Raw genomic sequence first — 19,746 nt, forward strand, 5'->3', positions numbered from 1 at the left:
GCAAATTCTTTTTTGAAAATGAAACTTTTCGTATACAAATGCGTATGAATATGTTGGACAGCTGAATTCATAATTATGGGGTGATTTTACAGTAAAGCTGAATGAAATGGTTCATGTCATCGTAGAATAGTAAAGACATGTGTCAGTTCTTTTACGTTGATACAAAATTCTGTACAAATTCCTTCAAAAATTGTTATATTATTGTTAACTATAAAAAATAGAACGGGAGGTTTTTCAAAATGCTTTTTCATCCGATGGACATTCTGGTGTTCATTGCCTTCGGAATATCTATTTGGGCGCAATTCCGTGTGAAAGGGAATTTTGCTAAGTATTCCGATGTGATCGCTTCGAGTCATTTAACAGGGGCAGAAGTTGCGCGGAGAATTTTGGATCAAAACGGACTTTATGACGTTCCAGTCGAGCCTGTTCACGGGCAGCTGACAGACCACTACGATCCAATTCATCGGGTTGTGCGGTTATCAGAGCCGGTTTATTACGGAAATTCGATTGCGGCCGTCTCCGTCGCGGCGCATGAGTGCGGACACGCAATTCAACATAAAGAACGGTATGGTGCTCTTGTGTTAAGACATAAAATGTTTCCAGTTGTCAATCTTACATCGGGAATTGCTCCGATTTTGCTTATTGCCGGGTTTTTATTACAAAGCTTAAACTTGTTAGGGCTTGGGATTATCTTTTTCTCCGCTGCAGTTGCATTTCAGTTGATCACATTGCCTGTTGAGTTTAATGCGAGCTCTAGAGCAAAAGCTATTTTAGTAAGCGACGGCTTTATCCGAAACGAAGAAGAGCACGGAGTCAATAAAGTATTAAATGCAGCGGCTTTAACGTATGTTGCGGCAGCTTTAATATCTCTATTTGAACTTCTGAAATTCGTGATGATTTTCTTCCAATCTCAAGAAGAATAAAAGTTGGACAAGGGGCTTATTCGTATAATAGGCCCCTTGTCATTTTAGAAAAAGCGCAAGGCTAAGAGGCGGTGTTTATCATGTTAAAAAAATTTATATTACAGACGAGCCGGCGTGATGAAATGATTGACATTACAATGTCAATTCAACAGTTTGTACATGAATCAGCCGTTTCAGAAGGGATAGTTGTGGTATACTGTCCGCACACGACAGCAGGCATTACGATCAATGAAAATGCTGATCCTGACGTAAAGCGGGATATGATTCGCCGTTTCGATGAGCTGTACCCATGGGAGAATCCGCTTGACCGGCATTTTGAAGGGAATACTGCTGCTCATATGAAAGCAAGTACTGTCGGAGCATCCCAGCACGTTATCATCTTGGAAGGAAATTTGCTGCTTGGAACATGGCAAGGCATTTATTTTTGCGAGTTTGACGGACCTAGAAAACGGACATATTATGCAAAAATTTTAAAAGGATAGGTTTTAGTTAAAATGTATAAAAAGTTTGCCCGATTCTAGCCGAAATTCGTTTATTTTTATTTTCACGAATATAGTTTTGATAAGTTGATAGGTACTTGTAATTCGGTCTTGTAACTTGATCTTTTAAATAAGCCGATTCAACCGCTTGTCTTTTTCGATATCGATTTAACGTTTCGATGACGCCTTTTGCATCACGAATTCCGATTCCGTGACCGTAATACAGATTATTGCCGAGATGAATCGCATTTACCCCCCGCCACTGTGGTGTTTCCGGGTTAAAATCCGGGTTGTTGAAATAAACGCAGTCTCCTGGGACAAAATCAGTCGTAACGGTCGTTCGGACTCCGAGGTCTTTGTCGTAATGCCAGTCATATAAAACAAGATCTGCAAATAAATAATTAAAAGCTTTTTCTCCTATTGAATCAAGAGCAGCTTTATAGAACACAATGACTATAGCTGTTGCACATTCAAATGCATATTTATTTCCATTTATAAAAATGTCCTCTATTCCTTTTGCCGGAGTCACATCTTTTTTTAACAAAAACGCCCCTTTACTGCTCAGCTGCCAGAAGCGATCATGACAGTATGAATTTTCAAATGTCGCAAATTGCGCTTTGCTTTTTAAAAGGTCGAGCGAAGCTTCGATCGTTTTTCTCCTGAATAAAATTTCAAACTTTAATTCATTTAAGGATTCATAGCGATAAACTTTGTGGCTGTTTGCCATCCAATCAATAATTTCCCGATCTTTTGCATCTGAAAAAAATTCTTTTAATTCATTAGCTGTAATAGGCCTATTTTGAATTGCAATCATTTATCGTTCCCCCCTCTGTAACCATCGTATGATTTTGATAAGTAATTGGTCCATGTAAATTCTGATATATCTTTGAAAAGAGCGTTACCGCATCAACTTTTTTACAGGAGAAAAACCTCTTATGAAATTTCGTCATTTGTATAAATTTATACTTGTATTGGAAAAATCATCACGCTATAATATTGTCTGTGACAAATGAAAAACGGGGCATTAGCTCAGTTGGGAGAGCGTCGTGCTGGCAGCGCGAAGGTCAGGGGTTCGAGCCCCCTATGCTCCATTTAAAAAACCCTTGTTTACCAAGGGTTTTATTATTTCTTCATAAAAAATGAGTTTTTTGTGATAATATTCGTCTTCAATGAAAAGATGAAGGAAAAAGCTTTTCCGTAAAGATTGTATAAATCTACTGATTGAATTTATAAATATATTTTGTGATAAAAAAAGTTTGTAAAAAATGCAAATATAAATCCGAGTGGAAACGAAAAAATGACGGACCAACCGTTCACTTTTCCGTTTTCTTCGCTTATTCTTATAGCTTCTTTATATCCATATGCAAAATGGAAAATGGATAAAAAATAAGCAATAATTAAGAAAGCCAGATCCATTTTTATCCCTCCCGCTTTTGTCTCTCTAAATTTTATATATTCATGCTTGTCCATTTTTAATACAAAAAAATAAATGCTATGGCTGCATCAGCATTCTGCTTTTATTTGTACTTGGCTGCATCGCGTCTTTTTTTAAGTTGAGGAAACTATTGTCTCGATCGATAAATTGCTTCACAGTGTCAGGTTTCAATCCGGTGAAATCGTGTTTATGAAAACGGTGATGCTGACAAATGCTTGACATCGATTTTCCTTTGGCTCGTTAGATAGAAATTTTAGCGGATCACAAACAGTAAGAGGTGCTTAACAATGCGTTTGTTTGTGGTAAAATATGTTCTAACAGATAATTATTTGAATGAGTATGCTTTCGTCTACTAAATCAATTTTTGTCTAACGACTATCAAAAATAAATCTTTTTTTATAAAAATTTATATTGCAATTAGTGGTTAATGGTGATAGAATATCAAATGTCGTTAAGATCAATGAGACATTAGTCATGAATAAAAAATTACTTTTTAAAAAAACTCTTGACATTTTGCTCTGAATAGTTGTATATTGAAAAAGTCGCTGTAAAAATACAGCGGAAAATGATCTTTGAAAACTGAACAAAACGAAAAGCGTGCCTGTTGATTCTGACAAGAGCATTTGGTGACAAACTTTTTTTGGAGAGTTTGATCCTGGCTCAGGACGAACGCTGGCGGCGTGCCTAATACATGCAAGTCGAGCGGACCGAAGGGAGCTTGCTCCTTTAGGTTAGCGGCGGACGGGTGAGTAACACGTGGGCAACCTGCCCTGCAGACTGGGATAACTTCGGGAAACCGGAGCTAATACCGGATAACACCGAAAACCGCATGGTTTTCGGTTGAAAGGCGGCTTTTAGCTGTCACTGCAGGATGGGCCCGCGGCGCATTAGCTAGTTGGTGAGGTAACGGCTCACCAAGGCGACGATGCGTAGCCGACCTGAGAGGGTGACCGGCCACACTGGGACTGAGACACGGCCCAGACTCCTACGGGAGGCAGCAGTAGGGAATCTTCCGCAATGGACGAAAGTCTGACGGAGCAACGCCGCGTGAGCGAAGAAGGTCTTCGGATCGTAAAGCTCTGTTGTCAGGGAAGAACAAGTACCGTTCGAACAGGGCGGTACCTTGACGGTACCTGACGAGGAAGCCACGGCTAACTACGTGCCAGCAGCCGCGGTAATACGTAGGTGGCAAGCGTTGTCCGGAATTATTGGGCGTAAAGCGCGCGCAGGCGGTTCCTTAAGTCTGATGTGAAATCTCGCGGCTCAACCGCGAGCGGCCATTGGAAACTGGGGAACTTGAGTGCAGGAGAGGGGAGCGGAATTCCACGTGTAGCGGTGAAATGCGTAGAGATGTGGAGGAACACCAGTGGCGAAGGCGGCTCTCTGGCCTGTAACTGACGCTGAGGCGCGAAAGCGTGGGGAGCGAACAGGATTAGATACCCTGGTAGTCCACGCCGTAAACGATGAGTGCTAAGTGTTAGAGGGTATCCACCCTTTAGTGCTGCAGCAAACGCATTAAGCACTCCGCCTGGGGAGTACGGCCGCAAGGCTGAAACTCAAAGGAATTGACGGGGACCCGCACAAGCGGTGGAGCATGTGGTTTAATTCGAAGCAACGCGAAGAACCTTACCAGGTCTTGACATCCCCTGACAACCCTAGAGATAGGGCGTTCCCCTTTCGGGGACAGGGTGACAGGTGGTGCATGGTTGTCGTCAGCTCGTGTCGTGAGATGTTGGGTTAAGTCCCGCAACGAGCGCAACCCTTGACCTTAGTTGCCAGCATTCAGTTGGGCACTCTAAGGTGACTGCCGGCTAAAAGTCGGAGGAAGGTGGGGATGACGTCAAATCATCATGCCCCTTATGACCTGGGCTACACACGTGCTACAATGGGTGGTACAAAGGGCAGCGAAACCGCGAGGTGGAGCGAATCCCAAAAAACCACTCTCAGTTCGGATTGCAGGCTGCAACTCGCCTGCATGAAGCCGGAATCGCTAGTAATCGCGGATCAGCATGCCGCGGTGAATACGTTCCCGGGTCTTGTACACACCGCCCGTCACACCACGAGAGTTTGTAACACCCGAAGTCGGTGGGGTAACCCTTACGGGAGCCAGCCGCCGAAGGTGGGACAAATGATTGGGGTGAAGTCGTAACAAGGTAGCCGTATCGGAAGGTGCGGCTGGATCACCTCCTTTCTAAGGATATATACATTGAAATAGGGTGCGCTTTTCCGTTTTGTTTAGTTTTGAAGGATCATATCCTTCCTGATTGTTCTTTGAAAACTGGATAACGGAAAGACATTCACGAATAGATCGCTCATGTTAGGAAGAAACGGTTAAGTTAGAAAGGGCGCACGGTGGATGCCTTGGCACTAGGAGCCGATGAAGGACGGGACAAACACCGAAATGCTTCGGGGAGCTGTAAGTAAGCGTCGATCCGGAGATGTCCGAATGGGGGAACCCACTGCCCGTAATGGGGCAGTATCCATACCTGAATCCATAGGGTATGGAGGGCAACCCGGGGAACTGAAACATCTAAGTACCCGGAGGAAGAGAAAGCAACAGCGATTCCCTGAGTAGCGGCGAGCGAAACGGGAACAGCCCAAACCAAGAGGCGTGCCTCTTGGGGTTGTAGGACACTCGATTAAGGAGTGACAAAGGAACGGGGTAGACGAAGAGGTCTGGAAAGGCCCGTCAGAGAAGGTAACAACCCTGTAGTCGAAACTCCGTTCCCTCCCGAGTGGATCCTGAGTACGGCGGGACACGTGAAATCCCGTCGGAAGCAGGGAGGACCATCTCCCAAGGCTAAATACTCCCTAGTGACCGATAGTGAACCAGTACCGTGAGGGAAAGGTGAAAAGCACCCCGGGAGGGGAGTGAAAGAGAACCTGAAACCGTGTGCCTACAAGTAGTCAGAGCCCGTTAACGGGTGATGGCGTGCCTTTTGTAGAATGAACCGGCGAGTTGCGATTTCGTGCAAGGTTAAGCCGAAAGGCGGAGCCGCAGCGAAAGCGAGTCTGAAGAGGGCGAAATAGTACGAGGTCGCAGACCCGAAACCAGGTGATCTACCCATGTCCAGGGTGAAGGCAAGGTAACACTTGCTGGAGGCCCGAACCCACGCACGTTGAAAAGTGCGGGGATGAGGTGTGGGTAGGGGTGAAATGCCAATCGAACTTGGAGATAGCTGGTTCTCTCCGAAATAGCTTTAGGGCTAGCCTCAAGGGAAGAGTCTTGGAGGTAGAGCACTGATTGGACGAGGGGCCCCCATCGGGTTACCGAATTCAGTCAAACTCCGAATGCCAATGACTTATCCTTGGGAGTCAGACTGCGAGTGATAAGATCCGTGGTCAAAAGGGAAACAGCCCAGACCGCCAGCTAAGGTCCCAAAGTATACGTTAAGTGGAAAAGGATGTGGAGCTGCTTAGACAACCAGGATGTTGGCTTAGAAGCAGCCACCATTTAAAGAGTGCGTAATAGCTCACTGGTCGAGTGGCTCTGCGCCGAAAATGTACCGGGGCTAAACGTATCACCGAAGCTGCGGGTTGACACCGTTGGTGTCAGCGGTAGGAGAGCGTTCTAAGGGCATCGAAGCCGGACCGGAAGGACCGGTGGAGCGCTTAGAAGTGAGAATGCCGGTATGAGTAGCGAAAGAGGGGTGAGAATCCCCTCCGCCGAAAGCCTAAGGTTTCCTGAGGAAGGCTCGTCCGCTCAGGGTTAGTCGGGACCTAAGCCGAGGCCGAAAGGCGTAGGTGATGGACAACAGGTTGATATTCCTGTACCACCTCCTCACCGTTTGAGCAATGGGGGGACGCAGGAGGATAGGGCAAGCGCGCGGTTGGATGTGCGCGTCCAAGCAGTTAGGGCTGGCAAGCAGGCAAATCCGCTTGCCGTGTGCTTGAGCTGTGATGGCGAGGGAAAGGAAGTACCGAAGTTCCCGATTCCACACTGCCAAGAAAAGCCTCTAGCGAGGTGAGAGGTGCCCGTACCGCAAACCGACACAGGTAGGCGAGGAGAGAATCCTAAGGTGAGCGAGAGAACTCTCGTTAAGGAACTCGGCAAAATGACCCCGTAACTTCGGGAGAAGGGGTGCTCATCAAGGTGATAAGCCATGATGAGCCGCAGTGAAAAGGCCCAGGCGACTGTTTAGCAAAAACACAGGTCTCTGCGAAACCGTAAGGTGAAGTATAGGGGCTGACGCCTGCCCGGTGCTGGAAGGTTAAGGGGAGCGCTTAGCGAAAAGCGAAGGTGCGAACCGAAGCCCCAGTAAACGGCGGCCGTAACTATAACGGTCCTAAGGTAGCGAAATTCCTTGTCGGGTAAGTTCCGACCCGCACGAAAGGCGTAACGATCTGGGCACTGTCTCAACGAGAGACTCGGTGAAATTATAGTACCTGTGAAGATGCAGGTTACCCGCGACAGGACGGAAAGACCCCGTGGAGCTTTACTGCAGCCTGATATTGAATGTGGGTACAGCTTGTACAGGATAGGTAGGAGCCAGAGACGCGTGAGCGCCAGCTTGCGCTGAGGCGACGGTGGGATACTACCCTGGCTGTACTGACATTCTAACCCGCGCCCCTGATCGGGGCGGGAGACAGTGTCAGGTGGGCAGTTTGACTGGGGCGGTCGCCTCCTAAAAGGTAACGGAGGCGCCCAAAGGTTCCCTCAGAATGGTTGGAAATCATTCGGAGAGTGCAAAGGCAGAAGGGAGCTTGACTGCGAGACCTACAAGTCGAGCAGGGACGAAAGTCGGGCTTAGTGATCCGGTGGTTCCGCATGGAAGGGCCATCGCTCAACGGATAAAAGCTACCCCGGGGATAACAGGCTGATCTCCCCCAAGAGTCCACATCGACGGGGAGGTTTGGCACCTCGATGTCGGCTCATCGCATCCTGGGGCTGTAGTCGGTCCCAAGGGTTGGGCTGTTCGCCCATTAAAGCGGTACGCGAGCTGGGTTCAGAACGTCGTGAGACAGTTCGGTCCCTATCCGTCGCGGGCGCAGGAAATTTGAGAGGAGCTGTCCTTAGTACGAGAGGACCGGGATGGACGCACCGCTGGTGTACCAGTTGTCCCGCCAGGGGCACCGCTGGGTAGCTATGTGCGGAAGGGATAAGCGCTGAAAGCATCTAAGCGTGAAGCCCCCCTCAAGATGAGATTTCCCATCGCTAAACGCGAGTAAGATCCCTTGAAGATGACGAGGTAGATAGGTCCGAGGTGGAAGCGTGGTGACACGTGGAGCTGACGGATACTAATCGATCGAGGACTTAACCAAGAAAGAGCATCTATTCGTGAAGGAACCGTTATCTAGTTTTGAAAGAATTATGGACTTTTATTTACTTTGCATATGTCCTCTGGTGATTTTTGAATTGGAGGATTAGCTCAGCTGGGAGAGCACTTGCCTTACAAGCAAGGGGTCGGCGGTTCGATCCCGTCATCCTCCACCATACAGTATATCGATTCAGCTCAATTGGCAAAGCACGGTCGAGATATCGTCTTTCATGCTGCTTCATCGTACCAATTGAACTTTTCCTTGGACAAGATTTCTAAGATTGGAACGACGATCAAATGAAGCAAGACTGATTATTGATTGTTGTATTCATCATGCCGGTGTAGCTCAATTGGCAGAGCAACTGAATCGTAATCAGTAGGTTGGGGGTTCGATTCCTCTCGCCGGCATCATTAAAGGTGTTGCATATTGAGCAGGAACTTTTAGATTAGTCATCAGAGCAACGAGCAATGCTTCGACGAACAATCAGAGAGTTGTCCCGACGTATCCAGCGTTTTTGAGAAAACTGGAAGAGGAAGGGGCATATGACCGATTTTTAAGAAAAAATTACTTTATATGAGCCATTAGCTCAGTCGGTAGAGCAACGAGCAAGGCTTCATCGAATAAGCGACGAGTTGTCCCGACGCATCCAACATCCTCGAAAAGACTGGCAGAGGAAGGGACATCTGACAAATGAAAAATGGATTAGGAGAAAAAATTTTTTTATGAGCCATTAGCTCAGTCGGTAGAGCATCTGACTTTTAATCAGAGGGTCGGAGGTTCGAATCCTCCATGGCTCACCATTTTGACGCGGGTGTGGCGGAATTGGCAGACGCACTAGACTTAGGATCTAGCGCCTTACGGCGTGGGGGTTCAAGTCCCTCCACCCGCATAATACGCGGAAGTAGTTCAGTGGTAGAACACCACCTTGCCAAGGTGGGGGTCGCGGGTTCGAATCCCGTCTTCCGCTTTTCTCTGCCGGGGTGGCGGAATTGGCAGACGCACAGGACTTAAAATCCTGCGGTAGGTGACTACCGTACCGGTTCAAGTCCGGTCCTCGGCACCATATTGGCGCCCGTAGCTCAATTGGATAGAGCGTTTGACTACGGATCAAAAGGTTAGGGGTTCGACTCCTCTCGGGCGCGCCATATCGGGAAGTAGCTCAGCTTGGTAGAGCACATGGTTTGGGACCATGGGGTCGCAGGTTCGAATCCTGTCTTCCCGACCAGGGAATTTAAAGGGGCCTTAGCTCAGCTGGGAGAGCGCCTGCTTTGCACGCAGGAGGTCAGCGGTTCGATCCCGCTAGGCTCCATATTTAATTTGGCGGTGTAGCTCAGCTGGCTAGAGCGTACGGTTCATACCCGTGAGGTCGGGGGTTCGATCCCCTCCACCGCCATTTTTCGGACCTTTAGCTCAGCTGGTCAGAGCAGACGGCTCATAACCGTCCGGTCGCAGGTTCGAATCCTGCAAGGTCCACCATCTTTATTATATGGAGGAGTACCCAAGTCTGGCTGAAGGGGTCGGTCTTGAAAACCGAGAGGCGGGTCAAACCGCGCGGGGGTTCGAATCCCTCCTCCTCCGTCATTATTATCGCGGGGTGGAGCAGTCCGGTAGCTCGTCGGGCTCATAACCCGAAGGTCGCAGGTTCAAATCCTGCCCCCGCAACCAATGGTCCCGTAGTGTAGCGGTTAACATGCCTGCCTGTCACGCAGGAGATCGCGGGTTCGATTCCCGTCGGGACCGCCATTAATTATTGATTCAACAGCTGTAGGAGGAATTTTTCAAGTACAGCAGGTTGTGTCAATGAATTCTTTCTTTAATGATGGATTGTACATAACTTTTTATCGGAGTTTTACGGCTCGGTAGCTCAGTCGGTAGAGCAAAGGACTGAAAATCCTTGTGTCGGCGGTTCGATTCCGTCCCGAGCCATTGTTTTATTAATTGCGGCGACTGTGGCGAAGTGGTTAACGCACCAGATTGTGGCTCTGGCATTCGTGGGTTCGATTCCCATCAGTCGCCCCATTTGCCTATAGTAGAGATAGATAATATGGCATTGAAAATAAGTATTTATTTCTATTATCAGCTTATTATGCGGGTGTAGTTTAGTGGTAAAACCTCAGCCACGAGCGACACTTCAATGAATTATCTGCGAGTTACCTCGACGCATTTACATCCTCGAACAATGCTGGAAGAGGAAGAGGCATGGAAAATGCGTGTTTATCATTTAAATAGAAAAATAAATATTTTCGCGCGGGTGTAGTTTAGTGGTAAAACCTCAGCCTTCCAAGCTGATGTCGTGGGTTCGATTCCCATCACCCGCTTAATATGGGCTTGTAGCTCAGCTGGTTAGAGCGCACGCCTGATAAGCGTGAGGTCGGTGGTTCAAGTCCACTCAGGCCCATTGCTATTTTTTAAGCAGCTTAGTTGGGCAATTGACATTGCTGCAATTGTCAGTCAATAGCTGTTCTATTTGGCAAAATGCCTTAAATTTTTTTTATATTCCGCAGTAGCTCAGTGGTAGAGCATTCGGCTGTTAACCGAACGGTCGCAGGTTCGAATCCTGCCTGCGGAGTCATTTCGAAATCAAAAAAAGCGTTGCAGTTTGCAACGCTTTTTTTGTCTTCGTGCGCCCGGCATGTACATGAACTATAGGGTGTAAGTCCCGAACCCCGAAGACAGAAGTAGAGGTTAGCCAAGAGCAAGGGTGTCCGTGGTGACGCGGAATCTGAAGGAAGCTGGAGGCAAAACACCGGTCCGAGGAACACGAACCTCATATAAGGCTAGGTATGATTGAGTGAGTTTGCGAAACAAAACAAAGCTCTTTCTGTCGAAGGTCATATCGAGTAAATGAGGCGGATAGATGGTGTGAAAGTGCATGTACTTACCCGGGGAGGTCTGGCTGGCACGCCAAGTAACCTTGGTAACCTATCTAGTGATAGATAACTGAACAGTCAGAAGTCAGCAGAAGTCATAGTACTCTTTTCGAGCTCGAGACGAAAGAGGAAGGACTGAACAATTAAGGAGAACGAATCGCTAGGCGTTCACCTTCTGTGTGGAAGCAGACAATCCGATAGGACTTACTTGAAGGAGGAAGTGGTGAATCCCACGGGGGACTTCAAGAGGGTGGAGCAGAAGATGGCACAAATAGAAGAATTCGTTCACGTGGAGAGGATATCAATGTTGATGGAAATGATTTTGTCACGGGAAAATCTCCTGGCGGCACTGAAACGAGTCGAACAGAATAAAGGAGGTCACGGAGTAGATGGCATGTCCGTAAAAGACCTACGAAGACACCTCTACGAAAATTGGGACTCCATTCGACAGTCGTTGAGAGAAGGAACCTACAAGCCCTTACCCGTCCGTCGAGTCGAAATCCCGAAACCGAACGGTGGAGTAAGACTTCTAGGGATCCCTACCGTGACGGATCGTTTCATCCAACAAGCGATTGCCCAAGTGTTGACGAAAATCTTTGATCCGACCTTCTCGAACCATAGCTATGGTTTCCGACCAGGTAGAAGGGGACATGATGCGGTTAGGGAAGCAAAGGGTTATATCAAAGAAGGATATCGTTGGGTAGTCGATATAGACCTAGAGAAATTCTTTGACAAGGTGAATCACGACAAACTGATGGGGATCTTGGCGAAAACGATCAAAGATCGAATTCTACTGAAGGTAATTCGCCGGTATCTTCAATCAGGCGTGATGATCAATGGAGTGGTAATGGAAACGGACATGGGAACGCCTCAAGGCGGCCCGCTTAGTCCACTTTTATCAAACATCATGCTTCATGAATTGGATAAAGAGCTTGAGAAACGTGGACATAAGTTTGTTCGGTATGCGGATGACTGTAACATCTATGTGAAAACAAAGAAAGCAGGAATTCGTGTCATGAACTCCATTACGAACTTTATAGAGAAGGAGTTAAAGCTCAAGGTAAATAAAGAGAAATCGGCGGTAGACCGTCCTTGGAAACGGAAGTTTCTCGGTTTCAGCTTCACACTCAATAAGACTCCAAAGGTACGGATGGCGAACGAAAGTGTGAAACGTTTGAAGAACAAGATCCGTGAAATTACATCAAGGTCGAAACCGTATCCAATGGAGAAAAGGATTGAGAAACTGAATAAGTATTTAATGGGATGGTGCGGATATTTTGCCTTGGCAGAAACACCAAGTAAGTTCAAAGAATTTGATGAATGGATTAGACGAAGGCTTCGGATGTGTTTGTGGAAAGAATGGAAAACCCCGAAAACAAGAATTCGGAAACTCAGAGGATTAGAAGTTCCAAGCCATAAAGCATTCGAATGGGGCAATACACGCAAGAAATATTGGCGGATTGCCTGCAGTCCCATTCTACACAAAACCCTCGACAACTCCTATTGGAAGCGTCGAGGGTTAAGAAGTCTATTCGAAAGATATCAAGCACTACGTCATACTTAATTGAACCGCCGTATACCGAACGGTACGTACGGTGGTGTGAGAGGTCGGGGGTTAGTCACCCCCTCCTACTCGATTTGTAATTTTAATCATTTTTCGTATATGGTTCTTTTTCTGTTAATGGAAGATCTCCCCATAAAACTGTTAAATCCTCTTCATCAAGCATTTTTTCATATCGTTTATGTTCATGTGACGGATAGACGTTTACGTTTTTTCCCTCAATATCTGTATAAATGAAGTTTTCAATATCTTCAATATATCCAATTTCATCATCGGAATTATACATATCTCCGTACGATAACGGTGGAGTTCTTACATCTTGCGGTGTTTCTGACGTTCCGTATTCGATAACATCTTGAAAATAATCATACGGTTCAGTAACAGCGGTATTTTCATGGTCGATTTGAGAGGATCCGTGAAAAGTCGCATCAAGTATTTCTTCCTCTACAGGTCTTTCATGAGAAATCGTTTGAACTAGAGTATGTTCTTTGCATGTTTTGGCTGTCGGTATGGCTTTGAGACGGTCTTCATCAATTTTTTTTCCGCAGACGGAACAAGTACCGTAAGTACCCTCATGAATTCTTTCTAATGCTTCAACGATCTCTTCATATTCTTTTTCTAAATGTTTATTTAATGCTAAATCTTTTTCTCTTTCATACAGTTCGGTCGCATCGTCTCCGGGGTGATTGTCGTAGCTGGAAAGCTCTCCAGTTGATTCATGGTCCAGCCCTTTTTCCAATTGAAAATGATCGTTATTATCCCAACGTTTTTCAATCTCATTTTTCATGAATATTAATTGCTTTTGAAATTCCTTTAATTTTTTTTCGTCCATGTCCATATGAAAGACACCTTCTTTTTTAGAATCTAAAGCTATTTTGGACGAAAAGGAATAAATTATAACTTTAAAATCATGAAAAAAATTCACCTTTGCAGCCATAAATTTCATCATCATTTTAAAACATGTCAGGAAAGGATTGCTGCTTCCACGCCTTTTTTAACGCTATGCTTTGAAGCTGATGGCACTTGAAAGGCTACCACAACATCATTCGGCTGAGAAACAGGCTGGCTATCCGATAAAGAGGCTGTGACCTATCGAGATGTTTTTTCAGGACAAAATATTTGCTCAGCATATTGAAATTGCGAGTGGATGATACAGAACAAATTTCACAGTAAAGCTTAATAAAAAAACACGATAGTAAACATACTATCGTGTTACTGAGATATGATGGTGCTTATGAGCAAACCTGCAGCAAGCAAAAAGCCTAATAAAGTGTTTGTTTGCGATGTTGCTTTCATGGCCGGCATCATTTCAATAGGCTTTGTTTTGCCGACAAATCGCTTCACCGCCTGAATAGCTTTTGGAATGCTAAGAAAAGCTAGAATAGACCACCATGTGGAATAATCAAAAATGATCATAATAAAAATGAGACAGTAAGAAACAATAAACATAATTGCTAAAAATCGAATTGCATTCTGGCGGCCAAGCAAAATTGCTAATGTTTTTCTTCCGTTTTCCTTATCGCCGTCTAAGTCTCTTATGTTATTCGCAAGCATGATGGCGCCGATCGTGATCGCAATCGGGATCGAATGAATGAAAGCTGTTGAAGTTAGATAACCTGTCTGAATAAAAAAGGAAATAAGGATAATAACGACTCCCATAAATAAACCTGAAGCTAGCTCGCCAAACGGCGTGTAAGCGATTGGATATGGACCTCCAGTATATAAGTATCCTACTGCCATACAAATTGAACCGACTAATGCCAACCACCAGCTTGACTGGAGACAGATGTAAATTCCCAATAGGATAGAGACAACAATACATGTGATTGCTAAATTTAAAACGGTTTGGGGCTTGAAGCCATTTCGGACAATTGCTCCTCCAATTCCGACAGATTCTTCTGTATCAAGACCTCGTTTATAATCGAAATATTCATTAAATAAGTTTGTGGCTGTTTGAATTAACAACGAGGCAGTAAGCATCGTAAGAAAAAGTCCAATATGAATGGGTCCTACTTGCAGTGCCAAAAGAGTTCCGACAATCACGGGGACAAATGCTGCAGTTAATGTATGGGGTCTTAAAAGCATCCACCAAGCCCGAAACCCTCGTTCAGCTTTTATAATGGGTACATTATGTGACTCCGTTTTAGGATGCATAATATGTTCTCTCCTTTATTTCATTCTGAAAACGAAAGCTATTCCCCACAACCTAGTCTAGAAAAATGTCGAAAGAGTGTCAATTGTTTTTCATTGGAATAAATGCTCAAGCCCCATCAAAGAGCTGAGGCAGTTTGTTTGCTTGTTGTTTTGCATTGCGTCATTCTATAATATAGTTGACATAAATTTTGAACAGGTGTATCTTAATATAAGCTATTTTTCGGTTATGGAGGGATCATCTTTGGTTTCAATTCCATGTTCAGATACATTGAGGGATAAAGTTGCGAATGCTGTCAATCATGTCAAAAAATATTCCCATCCAATCATTTTAAGTTATGTATTTGAAATCAAGGAGAAAGATCCGCTCCAGATTTTCTCAAGCTTTCAATCGGCTTATGCAGGGAAAAGATTTTATTGGGCGACACCTGATCGTACATTTATCCTTTGTGGAATTGGTGTTGAGCTCGAATTGACGACAGACAAAAAATTTTCCAACCGTTTTTTTGACATTTATTCAAAGTGGAAAGATTGGAAAGAGCATATACAAATTGAAGGCGCCCATCCGATTGGAACGGGTCCGCTTCTTTTTGGGGGTTTTTCTTTTGACCCTTTAAAAAATGCGAATCCTTCAAAATGGAAACCGTTTCATGAAGCACGATTCACTTTACCTTCTTTCATGATTACAAAAATTGGCCGTCACACACTTGCTACTATAAACAGGTTAATTCAATCAACTGATGATATAAATGAAATTATAAATCATTTCAATACATATGAATACACCTTAAAGAAAAAAAATGAAGACACAAATTCTTTTTTGAATTTTACCATCAAAAAAGAAAGTTTGTTTTATAAAAAAGAGTGGATGGCAGCTGTTGAAAAAGCAACAGAACAAATAAAACAAAACCGTTTTGAGAAAGTCGTATTGGCAAGGGAAATGCTGCTGGAGTTTGAGGGATCGATTGATATACATTATGTTTTATCAATGTTAAATGAACATCAGCCTAATTGTTATTTATTTGTTGTTGAAAATGAAGGAAAAACGTTCGTTGGTGCAACTCCTGAGCGGCTTGTAAGCAAGAGAGACCAAAAGGTCCAGTCTGCATGTGTAGCAGGATCAATTAAAAGAGGAAAAACAGTGGAGGCAGACGAAGAATACGCTCAGATGCTGCTTTCAGATACAAAAAACATTCATGAACATCAAATTGTTGTCAAAGCGATCGAAAAAGTGTTCCGTGAATATTGCCAAGAAGTGCAACTACAAAACAATCCAACGATTTTAAAAACGCCGAATATTCAACATTTGTATACACCTGTTGAAGGAACCGTAAAAAAAGGTTTTACGTTGATTGATTTTGTAGAAAAATTGCATCCGACCCCTGCGCTTGGCGGCTATCCGAAAGATGCTGCTCTAGCATTTATTCGCAATGAAGAACCTTTAGAGAGAGGCTGGTATGCTGCTCCGGTTGGATGGATGGATGATCAGGACAACGGAGAATTTGTCGTTGCGATCCGTTCAGGTCTGCTGGATGAGCAAAAAGCTTATTTGTATGCAGGATGCGGGATTGTTGGAGATTCGAAGCCGGAAGAGGAATACAGGGAGACAGAAATCAAATTTGGACCTATGCAGCATGCATTAGGGGGAAAACTGAATGAAAAATAAAAATCTATCTGACTATGTCATTGCATTTGTAAATGGATTAATTACAAAAGGTATTTCTGAAGTTGTAATTAGCCCAGGTTCACGATCTACCCCGCTTGCGATCACATTTGCAGAGCATCCGAAAATACATACTTATATTAATATTGATGAACGATCTGCAGGTTTTTTTGCTCTTGGATTGGCTAAAAAACAAAGAAAACCAATTGCTTTGCTTTGCACATCAGGAACAGCTGCAGCAAACTATTATCCAGCTATCATAGAAGCCCATTATTCACGCATCCCTCTTGTGATTTTAACGGCTGACAGACCTCATGAGCTGCGGGATATTGGAGCTCCACAAGCAATTGATCAAATTCATCTGTATTCGAACTATGTGAAATGGTTTGTTGATTGCGCTCTTCCTGAAAGCAGTCAAACGATGCTGTTATATATAAAAAATATCGCTCAACGGGCGGTCCAAACTGCAAATGAAAATCCGAAAGGACCAGTCCATATCAACTTACCTTTCCGAGAGCCGCTTTTGCCCGATCTATCGAAAATCCATCAATTGCAGAAGTCTCTTCATATTGAGCCAGTGGTGGAAACAAAAAAGCTGGTTGAACATGAGCAAATTGAACGGATTGTGGATGAAATCGATTCAAGCGAGAAAGGACTTATTGTATGCGGGGAATTACATAACAAAGAGTTTCGTGAACAAGTTTTGGCACTAGCAGAGAAATTGAAATTCCCGATATTAGCGGATCCGTTGTCCAATTTACGCTTTGGCGAACATTCTAAACATTATATTATTGATTGTTATGATTCCATTTTAAAAACGATGGGAAAGAAAGCGTATCTGAAACCTGATGTCGTCCTTCGTTTTGGTGCAATGCCCGTCTCAAAACCGCTGTTTCTATTGTTAAGAGACCATCCTGAAATAAAGCAAATTGTGGTTGATGGTGATGGCGGTTATCGTGATCCTACTTTATCAGCAGAACATGTTCACAGTGATGAAGCCTATTTATGTGAAATGCTGATCAAAAAATGTAAAGATAAACAGGAAACATCCTGGTGTAAAAAATGGAAACAAGTAAACAATCTCTTTCGAGAATATTTGTCAACGCCGGTCATTGAGGAAGATTCTTTATTTGAAGGAACGGTATATGTCGAATTGCAAAAATTGCTCCCGGATCGCTGCAATGTATTTGTAGGAAACAGCATGCCGATTCGAGATGTCGACACGTTTTTCCATAACAGTGATAAAAATATTACGGTTTATGCCAACCGGGGAGCGAATGGAATTGACGGAGTCGTTTCGACAGCCCTTGGGGTTTCTGCAGCTAGTCATGAAAAAACTATTTTAATCATAGGGGATTTATCATTTTATCATGATTTAAATGGACTCCTTGCTGCAAAACAAAATAAATTGAACTTAACTGTTTTATTAATTAATAATAACGGCGGCGGCATTTTTTCATTTTTGCCGCAGGCGGATGAAAAGACGCATTTTGAACAATTGTTTGGCACCCCGACCAATTTAGATTTTCAATATGCAGCCAGCTTATATAGTGCACATTATAAAAAAATTTCCACTTGGGAAGAATTCAGAAGCGAGTTTCAATTCTGCATGAATAGAGATGGATTAAATATTATTGAAATCCCGACCAATCGACATACACGAGTCAACGAACAGAGAAAATGGCTTCGTTCTGTTTCCTGGGAAATAGAAAGGATGTTATGATGGGAAAATTGGCCGTTCGAAATGTGAATTATTGGGCTGAAACGTTTGGAAAGGGGGAGCCACTTGTTCTCCTTCATGGTTTTACAGGAAGCGGAGAAACCTGGGGATTTTTGAAAAATAGTTTAAAAAAATACCAGCTAGTACTTATCGACATCATCGGCCATGGTCAAACAGATTCGCCTGAAAATCCTGAAAGATATCGGATGGAAGAAGCAGTTGAAGATTTAAAAGAAATATTCCTTTCATTCAATATTCGAAAAGCGCATGTGCTCGGGTATTCAATGGGCGGAAGATTGGCATTGAGCTTTGCAATGAGACAGCCGGAATTTGTGAAGACTTTAATATTGGAAAGCAGTTCTCCTGGATTAAAAACTGAAAAGGAACGAGAGACGAGAAGGCTGCAGGACGAACAACTTGCCCAAATGATTTTGGACGAAGGGGTTGCGGCATTTGTCCAACATTGGGAAAATATCCCTTTGTTTTTAACGCAAAAGTCTCTCCCGCCTGCCGTCAAGGACAAAATAAGAAAGGACCGGCTGAAAAATAATGCAATTGGATTGGCAAACAGTTTAAAAGGAATGGGAACTGGCGTTCAACCTTCATGGTGGGGAGCATTAAAAAGTTTCAACATCCCTACATTATTAATTTGCGGTGAAAGGGATCTTAAGTTTTGCAAAATTATGAAAGAAATGAACCAATTGATTCCTTGCTCTGAATTAAAGGTCGTGCCGCAAGCCGGACATGCAGTTCATGTGGAACAGTCAAAATTTTTTGGTAAAATAGTAGATGAGTTTCTCCAACATTTTTCTACATATTAAAGGAGGATAAAAATGGGATTTCCTTGGGTAAAAGAACGAGAATATGATGAAATCATTTATGAAACGTATAATGGGATAGCAAAAATTACGATGAATCGTCCTCATGTACATAATGCATTCACACCAAAAACGGTCGCGGAAATGATCGATGCTTTTTCCTATGCGCGGGACGATGATAAAATTGGTGTAATTATTTTGACAGGTGCTGGTGATAAAGCGTTTTGCTCAGGCGGAGATCAAAAAGTGCGGGGGCATGGCGGATACGTCGGGGATGATAAAATTCCTAGATTAAACGTTTTGGATTTGCAACGGCTTATTCGGGTGATTCCAAAACCGGTTATTGCAATGGTGAACGGATATGCAATTGGAGGAGGACATGTTCTGCATGTCGTGTGTGATTTAACGATCGCATCAGAGAATGCAATTTTCGGACAAACAGGCCCAAAAGTTGGAAGCTTTGATGCGGGATATGGAGTGGGACTGCTTGCCCGGCTTGTTGGTACGAAAAGAGCTCGTGAAATATGGTATTTATGCCGTCAATATAATGCGCAGGAAGCTTATGAGATGGGCTTAGTCAACAAAGTTGTCCCATTAGAGCAGCTTGAAGAGGAAACTGTCAAATGGTGTGAAGAAATTTTGGAAAAAAGTCCAACTGCTATTCGCTTCTTGAAAGCTGCATTTAATGCAGATACAGATGGTCTCGCCGGTCTCCAACAATTTGCGGGGGATGCGACATTATTGTATTATACAACAGATGAAGCGAAAGAAGGACGAGATGCATTTAAAGAGAAAAGAAAACCTGATTTCAAACAATTCCCGCGTTTCCCTTAAAAAGTACAAGCAGCTTGATGGCGATGCATCGAG

11 protein-coding genes, 20 tRNA genes and 2 rRNA genes are annotated in these 19,746 nt (G+C 44.1%); 29 read left to right on the forward strand and 4 right to left on the reverse strand.

Going from position 1 to position 19,746, the window contains the following annotated elements:
• Nucleotides 1–239 precede the first annotated feature (239 nt).
• Both NSU02_RS05030 and NSU02_RS05035 read left to right on the forward strand, forming a co-directional pair.
• Nucleotides 240–923 carry a zinc metallopeptidase gene (locus NSU02_RS05030; protein WP_063387044.1) on the forward strand — a complete coding sequence of 228 codons (684 nt, stop codon included), beginning with the start codon at nucleotides 240–242 and terminating at the stop codon, nucleotides 921–923.
• Between the two features lie 80 nt (nucleotides 924–1,003).
• Nucleotides 1,004–1,405 carry a secondary thiamine-phosphate synthase enzyme YjbQ gene (locus NSU02_RS05035; protein ID WP_063387043.1) on the forward strand — a complete coding sequence of 134 codons (402 nt, stop codon included), beginning with the start codon at nucleotides 1,004–1,006 and terminating at the stop codon, nucleotides 1,403–1,405.
• A gap of 7 nt (nucleotides 1,406–1,412) precedes the next feature.
• On the opposite strand, the gene NSU02_RS05040 is transcribed toward NSU02_RS05035, so the two are convergent.
• Nucleotides 1,413–2,216 carry a protein-glutamine gamma-glutamyltransferase gene (locus tag NSU02_RS05040; RefSeq protein WP_063387042.1) on the reverse strand — a complete coding sequence of 268 codons (804 nt, stop codon included), beginning with the start codon at nucleotides 2,214–2,216 and terminating at the stop codon, nucleotides 1,413–1,415.
• 204 nt (nucleotides 2,217–2,420) lie between these two features.
• On the opposite strand from NSU02_RS05040, the gene NSU02_RS05045 reads away from it, so the two are divergent.
• Nucleotides 2,421–2,493, forward strand: a tRNA-Ala gene (locus NSU02_RS05045).
• A 136-nt stretch (nucleotides 2,494–2,629) separates the two neighbouring features.
• Here the strand turns inward: NSU02_RS05045 and NSU02_RS05050 are convergent.
• On the reverse strand, nucleotides 2,630–2,818 hold the full coding sequence (locus tag NSU02_RS05050) for a hypothetical protein (protein ID WP_063387041.1): 189 nt from the start codon (nucleotides 2,816–2,818) through the stop codon (nucleotides 2,630–2,632).
• A gap of 656 nt (nucleotides 2,819–3,474) precedes the next feature.
• Between NSU02_RS05050 and NSU02_RS05055 the strand changes: the two genes are divergently transcribed.
• The 22 genes from NSU02_RS05055 (at nucleotide 3,475) to ltrA (ending at nucleotide 12,530) form a co-directional block, all read left to right on the forward strand.
• Nucleotides 3,475–5,028, forward strand: a 16S ribosomal RNA gene (locus NSU02_RS05055).
• A gap of 138 nt (nucleotides 5,029–5,166) precedes the next feature.
• A 23S ribosomal RNA gene (locus NSU02_RS05060) occupies nucleotides 5,167–8,099 on the forward strand.
• The 16S and 23S rRNA genes sit together here with 19 tRNA genes alongside, the layout of an rRNA operon.
• A gap of 96 nt (nucleotides 8,100–8,195) precedes the next feature.
• Nucleotides 8,196–8,271: transfer RNA gene (locus NSU02_RS05065), tRNA-Val, on the forward strand.
• 159 nt (nucleotides 8,272–8,430) lie between these two features.
• Nucleotides 8,431–8,503: transfer RNA gene (locus tag NSU02_RS05070), tRNA-Thr, on the forward strand.
• Nucleotides 8,504–8,820: 317 nt separating this feature from the next.
• Nucleotides 8,821–8,896 (forward strand) — tRNA-Lys (locus NSU02_RS05075).
• Nucleotides 8,897–8,903: 7 nt separating this feature from the next.
• Nucleotides 8,904–8,985 (forward strand) — tRNA-Leu (locus tag NSU02_RS05080).
• 6 nt (nucleotides 8,986–8,991) lie between these two features.
• Nucleotides 8,992–9,063: transfer RNA gene (locus tag NSU02_RS05085), tRNA-Gly, on the forward strand.
• 7 nt (nucleotides 9,064–9,070) lie between these two features.
• Nucleotides 9,071–9,159 (forward strand) — tRNA-Leu (locus NSU02_RS05090).
• 5 nt (nucleotides 9,160–9,164) lie between these two features.
• Nucleotides 9,165–9,241: transfer RNA gene (locus NSU02_RS05095), tRNA-Arg, on the forward strand.
• A 3-nt stretch (nucleotides 9,242–9,244) separates the two neighbouring features.
• A tRNA-Pro gene (locus tag NSU02_RS05100) sits at nucleotides 9,245–9,321 on the forward strand.
• Between the two features lie 11 nt (nucleotides 9,322–9,332).
• A tRNA-Ala gene (locus NSU02_RS05105) sits at nucleotides 9,333–9,405 on the forward strand.
• Between the two features lie 10 nt (nucleotides 9,406–9,415).
• Nucleotides 9,416–9,489, forward strand: a tRNA-Met gene (locus NSU02_RS05110).
• A 6-nt stretch (nucleotides 9,490–9,495) separates the two neighbouring features.
• Nucleotides 9,496–9,572: transfer RNA gene (locus NSU02_RS05115), tRNA-Ile, on the forward strand.
• A gap of 12 nt (nucleotides 9,573–9,584) precedes the next feature.
• A tRNA-Ser gene (locus NSU02_RS05120) sits at nucleotides 9,585–9,674 on the forward strand.
• A 10-nt stretch (nucleotides 9,675–9,684) separates the two neighbouring features.
• Nucleotides 9,685–9,761, forward strand: a tRNA-Met gene (locus NSU02_RS05125).
• Between the two features lie 2 nt (nucleotides 9,762–9,763).
• Nucleotides 9,764–9,839: transfer RNA gene (locus NSU02_RS05130), tRNA-Asp, on the forward strand.
• A 110-nt stretch (nucleotides 9,840–9,949) separates the two neighbouring features.
• Nucleotides 9,950–10,022: transfer RNA gene (locus NSU02_RS05135), tRNA-Phe, on the forward strand.
• Nucleotides 10,023–10,039: 17 nt separating this feature from the next.
• Nucleotides 10,040–10,115, forward strand: a tRNA-His gene (locus tag NSU02_RS05140).
• A gap of 228 nt (nucleotides 10,116–10,343) precedes the next feature.
• Nucleotides 10,344–10,414: transfer RNA gene (locus tag NSU02_RS05145), tRNA-Gly, on the forward strand.
• Between the two features lie 6 nt (nucleotides 10,415–10,420).
• Nucleotides 10,421–10,494: transfer RNA gene (locus tag NSU02_RS05150), tRNA-Ile, on the forward strand.
• Nucleotides 10,495–10,593: 99 nt separating this feature from the next.
• Nucleotides 10,594–10,665 (forward strand) — tRNA-Asn (locus tag NSU02_RS05155).
• A gap of 605 nt (nucleotides 10,666–11,270) precedes the next feature.
• On the forward strand, nucleotides 11,271–12,530 hold the full coding sequence (ltrA, locus tag NSU02_RS05160) for a group II intron reverse transcriptase/maturase (protein WP_339195682.1): 1,260 nt from the start codon (nucleotides 11,271–11,273) through the stop codon (nucleotides 12,528–12,530).
• An 82-nt stretch (nucleotides 12,531–12,612) separates the two neighbouring features.
• Here the strand turns inward: ltrA and NSU02_RS05165 are convergent, their stop codons facing one another.
• Both NSU02_RS05165 and NSU02_RS05170 read right to left on the reverse strand, forming a co-directional pair.
• Nucleotides 12,613–13,365 carry a TraR/DksA C4-type zinc finger protein gene (locus NSU02_RS05165; protein WP_339194539.1) on the reverse strand — a complete coding sequence of 251 codons (753 nt, stop codon included), beginning with the start codon at nucleotides 13,363–13,365 and terminating at the stop codon, nucleotides 12,613–12,615.
• A 374-nt stretch (nucleotides 13,366–13,739) separates the two neighbouring features.
• Entirely contained in the window at nucleotides 13,740–14,681 is a 942-nt protein-coding gene (locus tag NSU02_RS05170; RefSeq protein WP_063386558.1) for a 1,4-dihydroxy-2-naphthoate polyprenyltransferase, read from the reverse strand.
• Between the two features lie 241 nt (nucleotides 14,682–14,922).
• Here NSU02_RS05170 and NSU02_RS05175 point away from each other — a divergent pair, with 241 nt between their 5' ends.
• Genes NSU02_RS05175 through menB form a run of 4 tightly spaced genes read left to right on the forward strand, consistent with a single transcriptional unit; the run spans nucleotide 14,923 to nucleotide 19,713 of the window.
• Nucleotides 14,923–16,344 (forward strand): isochorismate synthase, encoded by a 1,422-nt coding sequence (locus tag NSU02_RS05175; RefSeq protein ID WP_339194542.1) that lies wholly within the window; start codon nucleotides 14,923–14,925, stop codon nucleotides 16,342–16,344.
• The gene (menD, locus tag NSU02_RS05180; RefSeq protein ID WP_144596700.1) at nucleotides 16,334–18,064 is read left to right on the forward strand and encodes a 2-succinyl-5-enolpyruvyl-6-hydroxy-3-cyclohexene-1-carboxylic-acid synthase; all 1,731 of its coding nucleotides are present in this window, start codon (nucleotides 16,334–16,336) and stop codon (nucleotides 18,062–18,064) included. The genes NSU02_RS05175 and menD overlap by 11 nt, the downstream gene beginning before the upstream one ends.
• Nucleotides 18,064–18,882, forward strand: a complete 819-nt coding sequence (menH, locus tag NSU02_RS05185) for a 2-succinyl-6-hydroxy-2,4-cyclohexadiene-1-carboxylate synthase (RefSeq protein ID WP_339195685.1) — start codon at nucleotides 18,064–18,066, stop codon at nucleotides 18,880–18,882. Before menD ends, menH begins: the two co-directional genes overlap by 1 nt.
• A gap of 12 nt (nucleotides 18,883–18,894) precedes the next feature.
• Entirely contained in the window at nucleotides 18,895–19,713 is an 819-nt protein-coding gene (menB, locus tag NSU02_RS05190) for a 1,4-dihydroxy-2-naphthoyl-CoA synthase (protein ID WP_063386561.1), read from the forward strand.
• Nucleotides 19,714–19,746 lie beyond the last annotated feature (33 nt).

This window comes from Aeribacillus sp. FSL W8-0870 (assembly GCF_037963755.1).
GTDB lineage: Bacteria > Bacillota > Bacilli > Bacillales > Aeribacillaceae > Aeribacillus > Aeribacillus composti.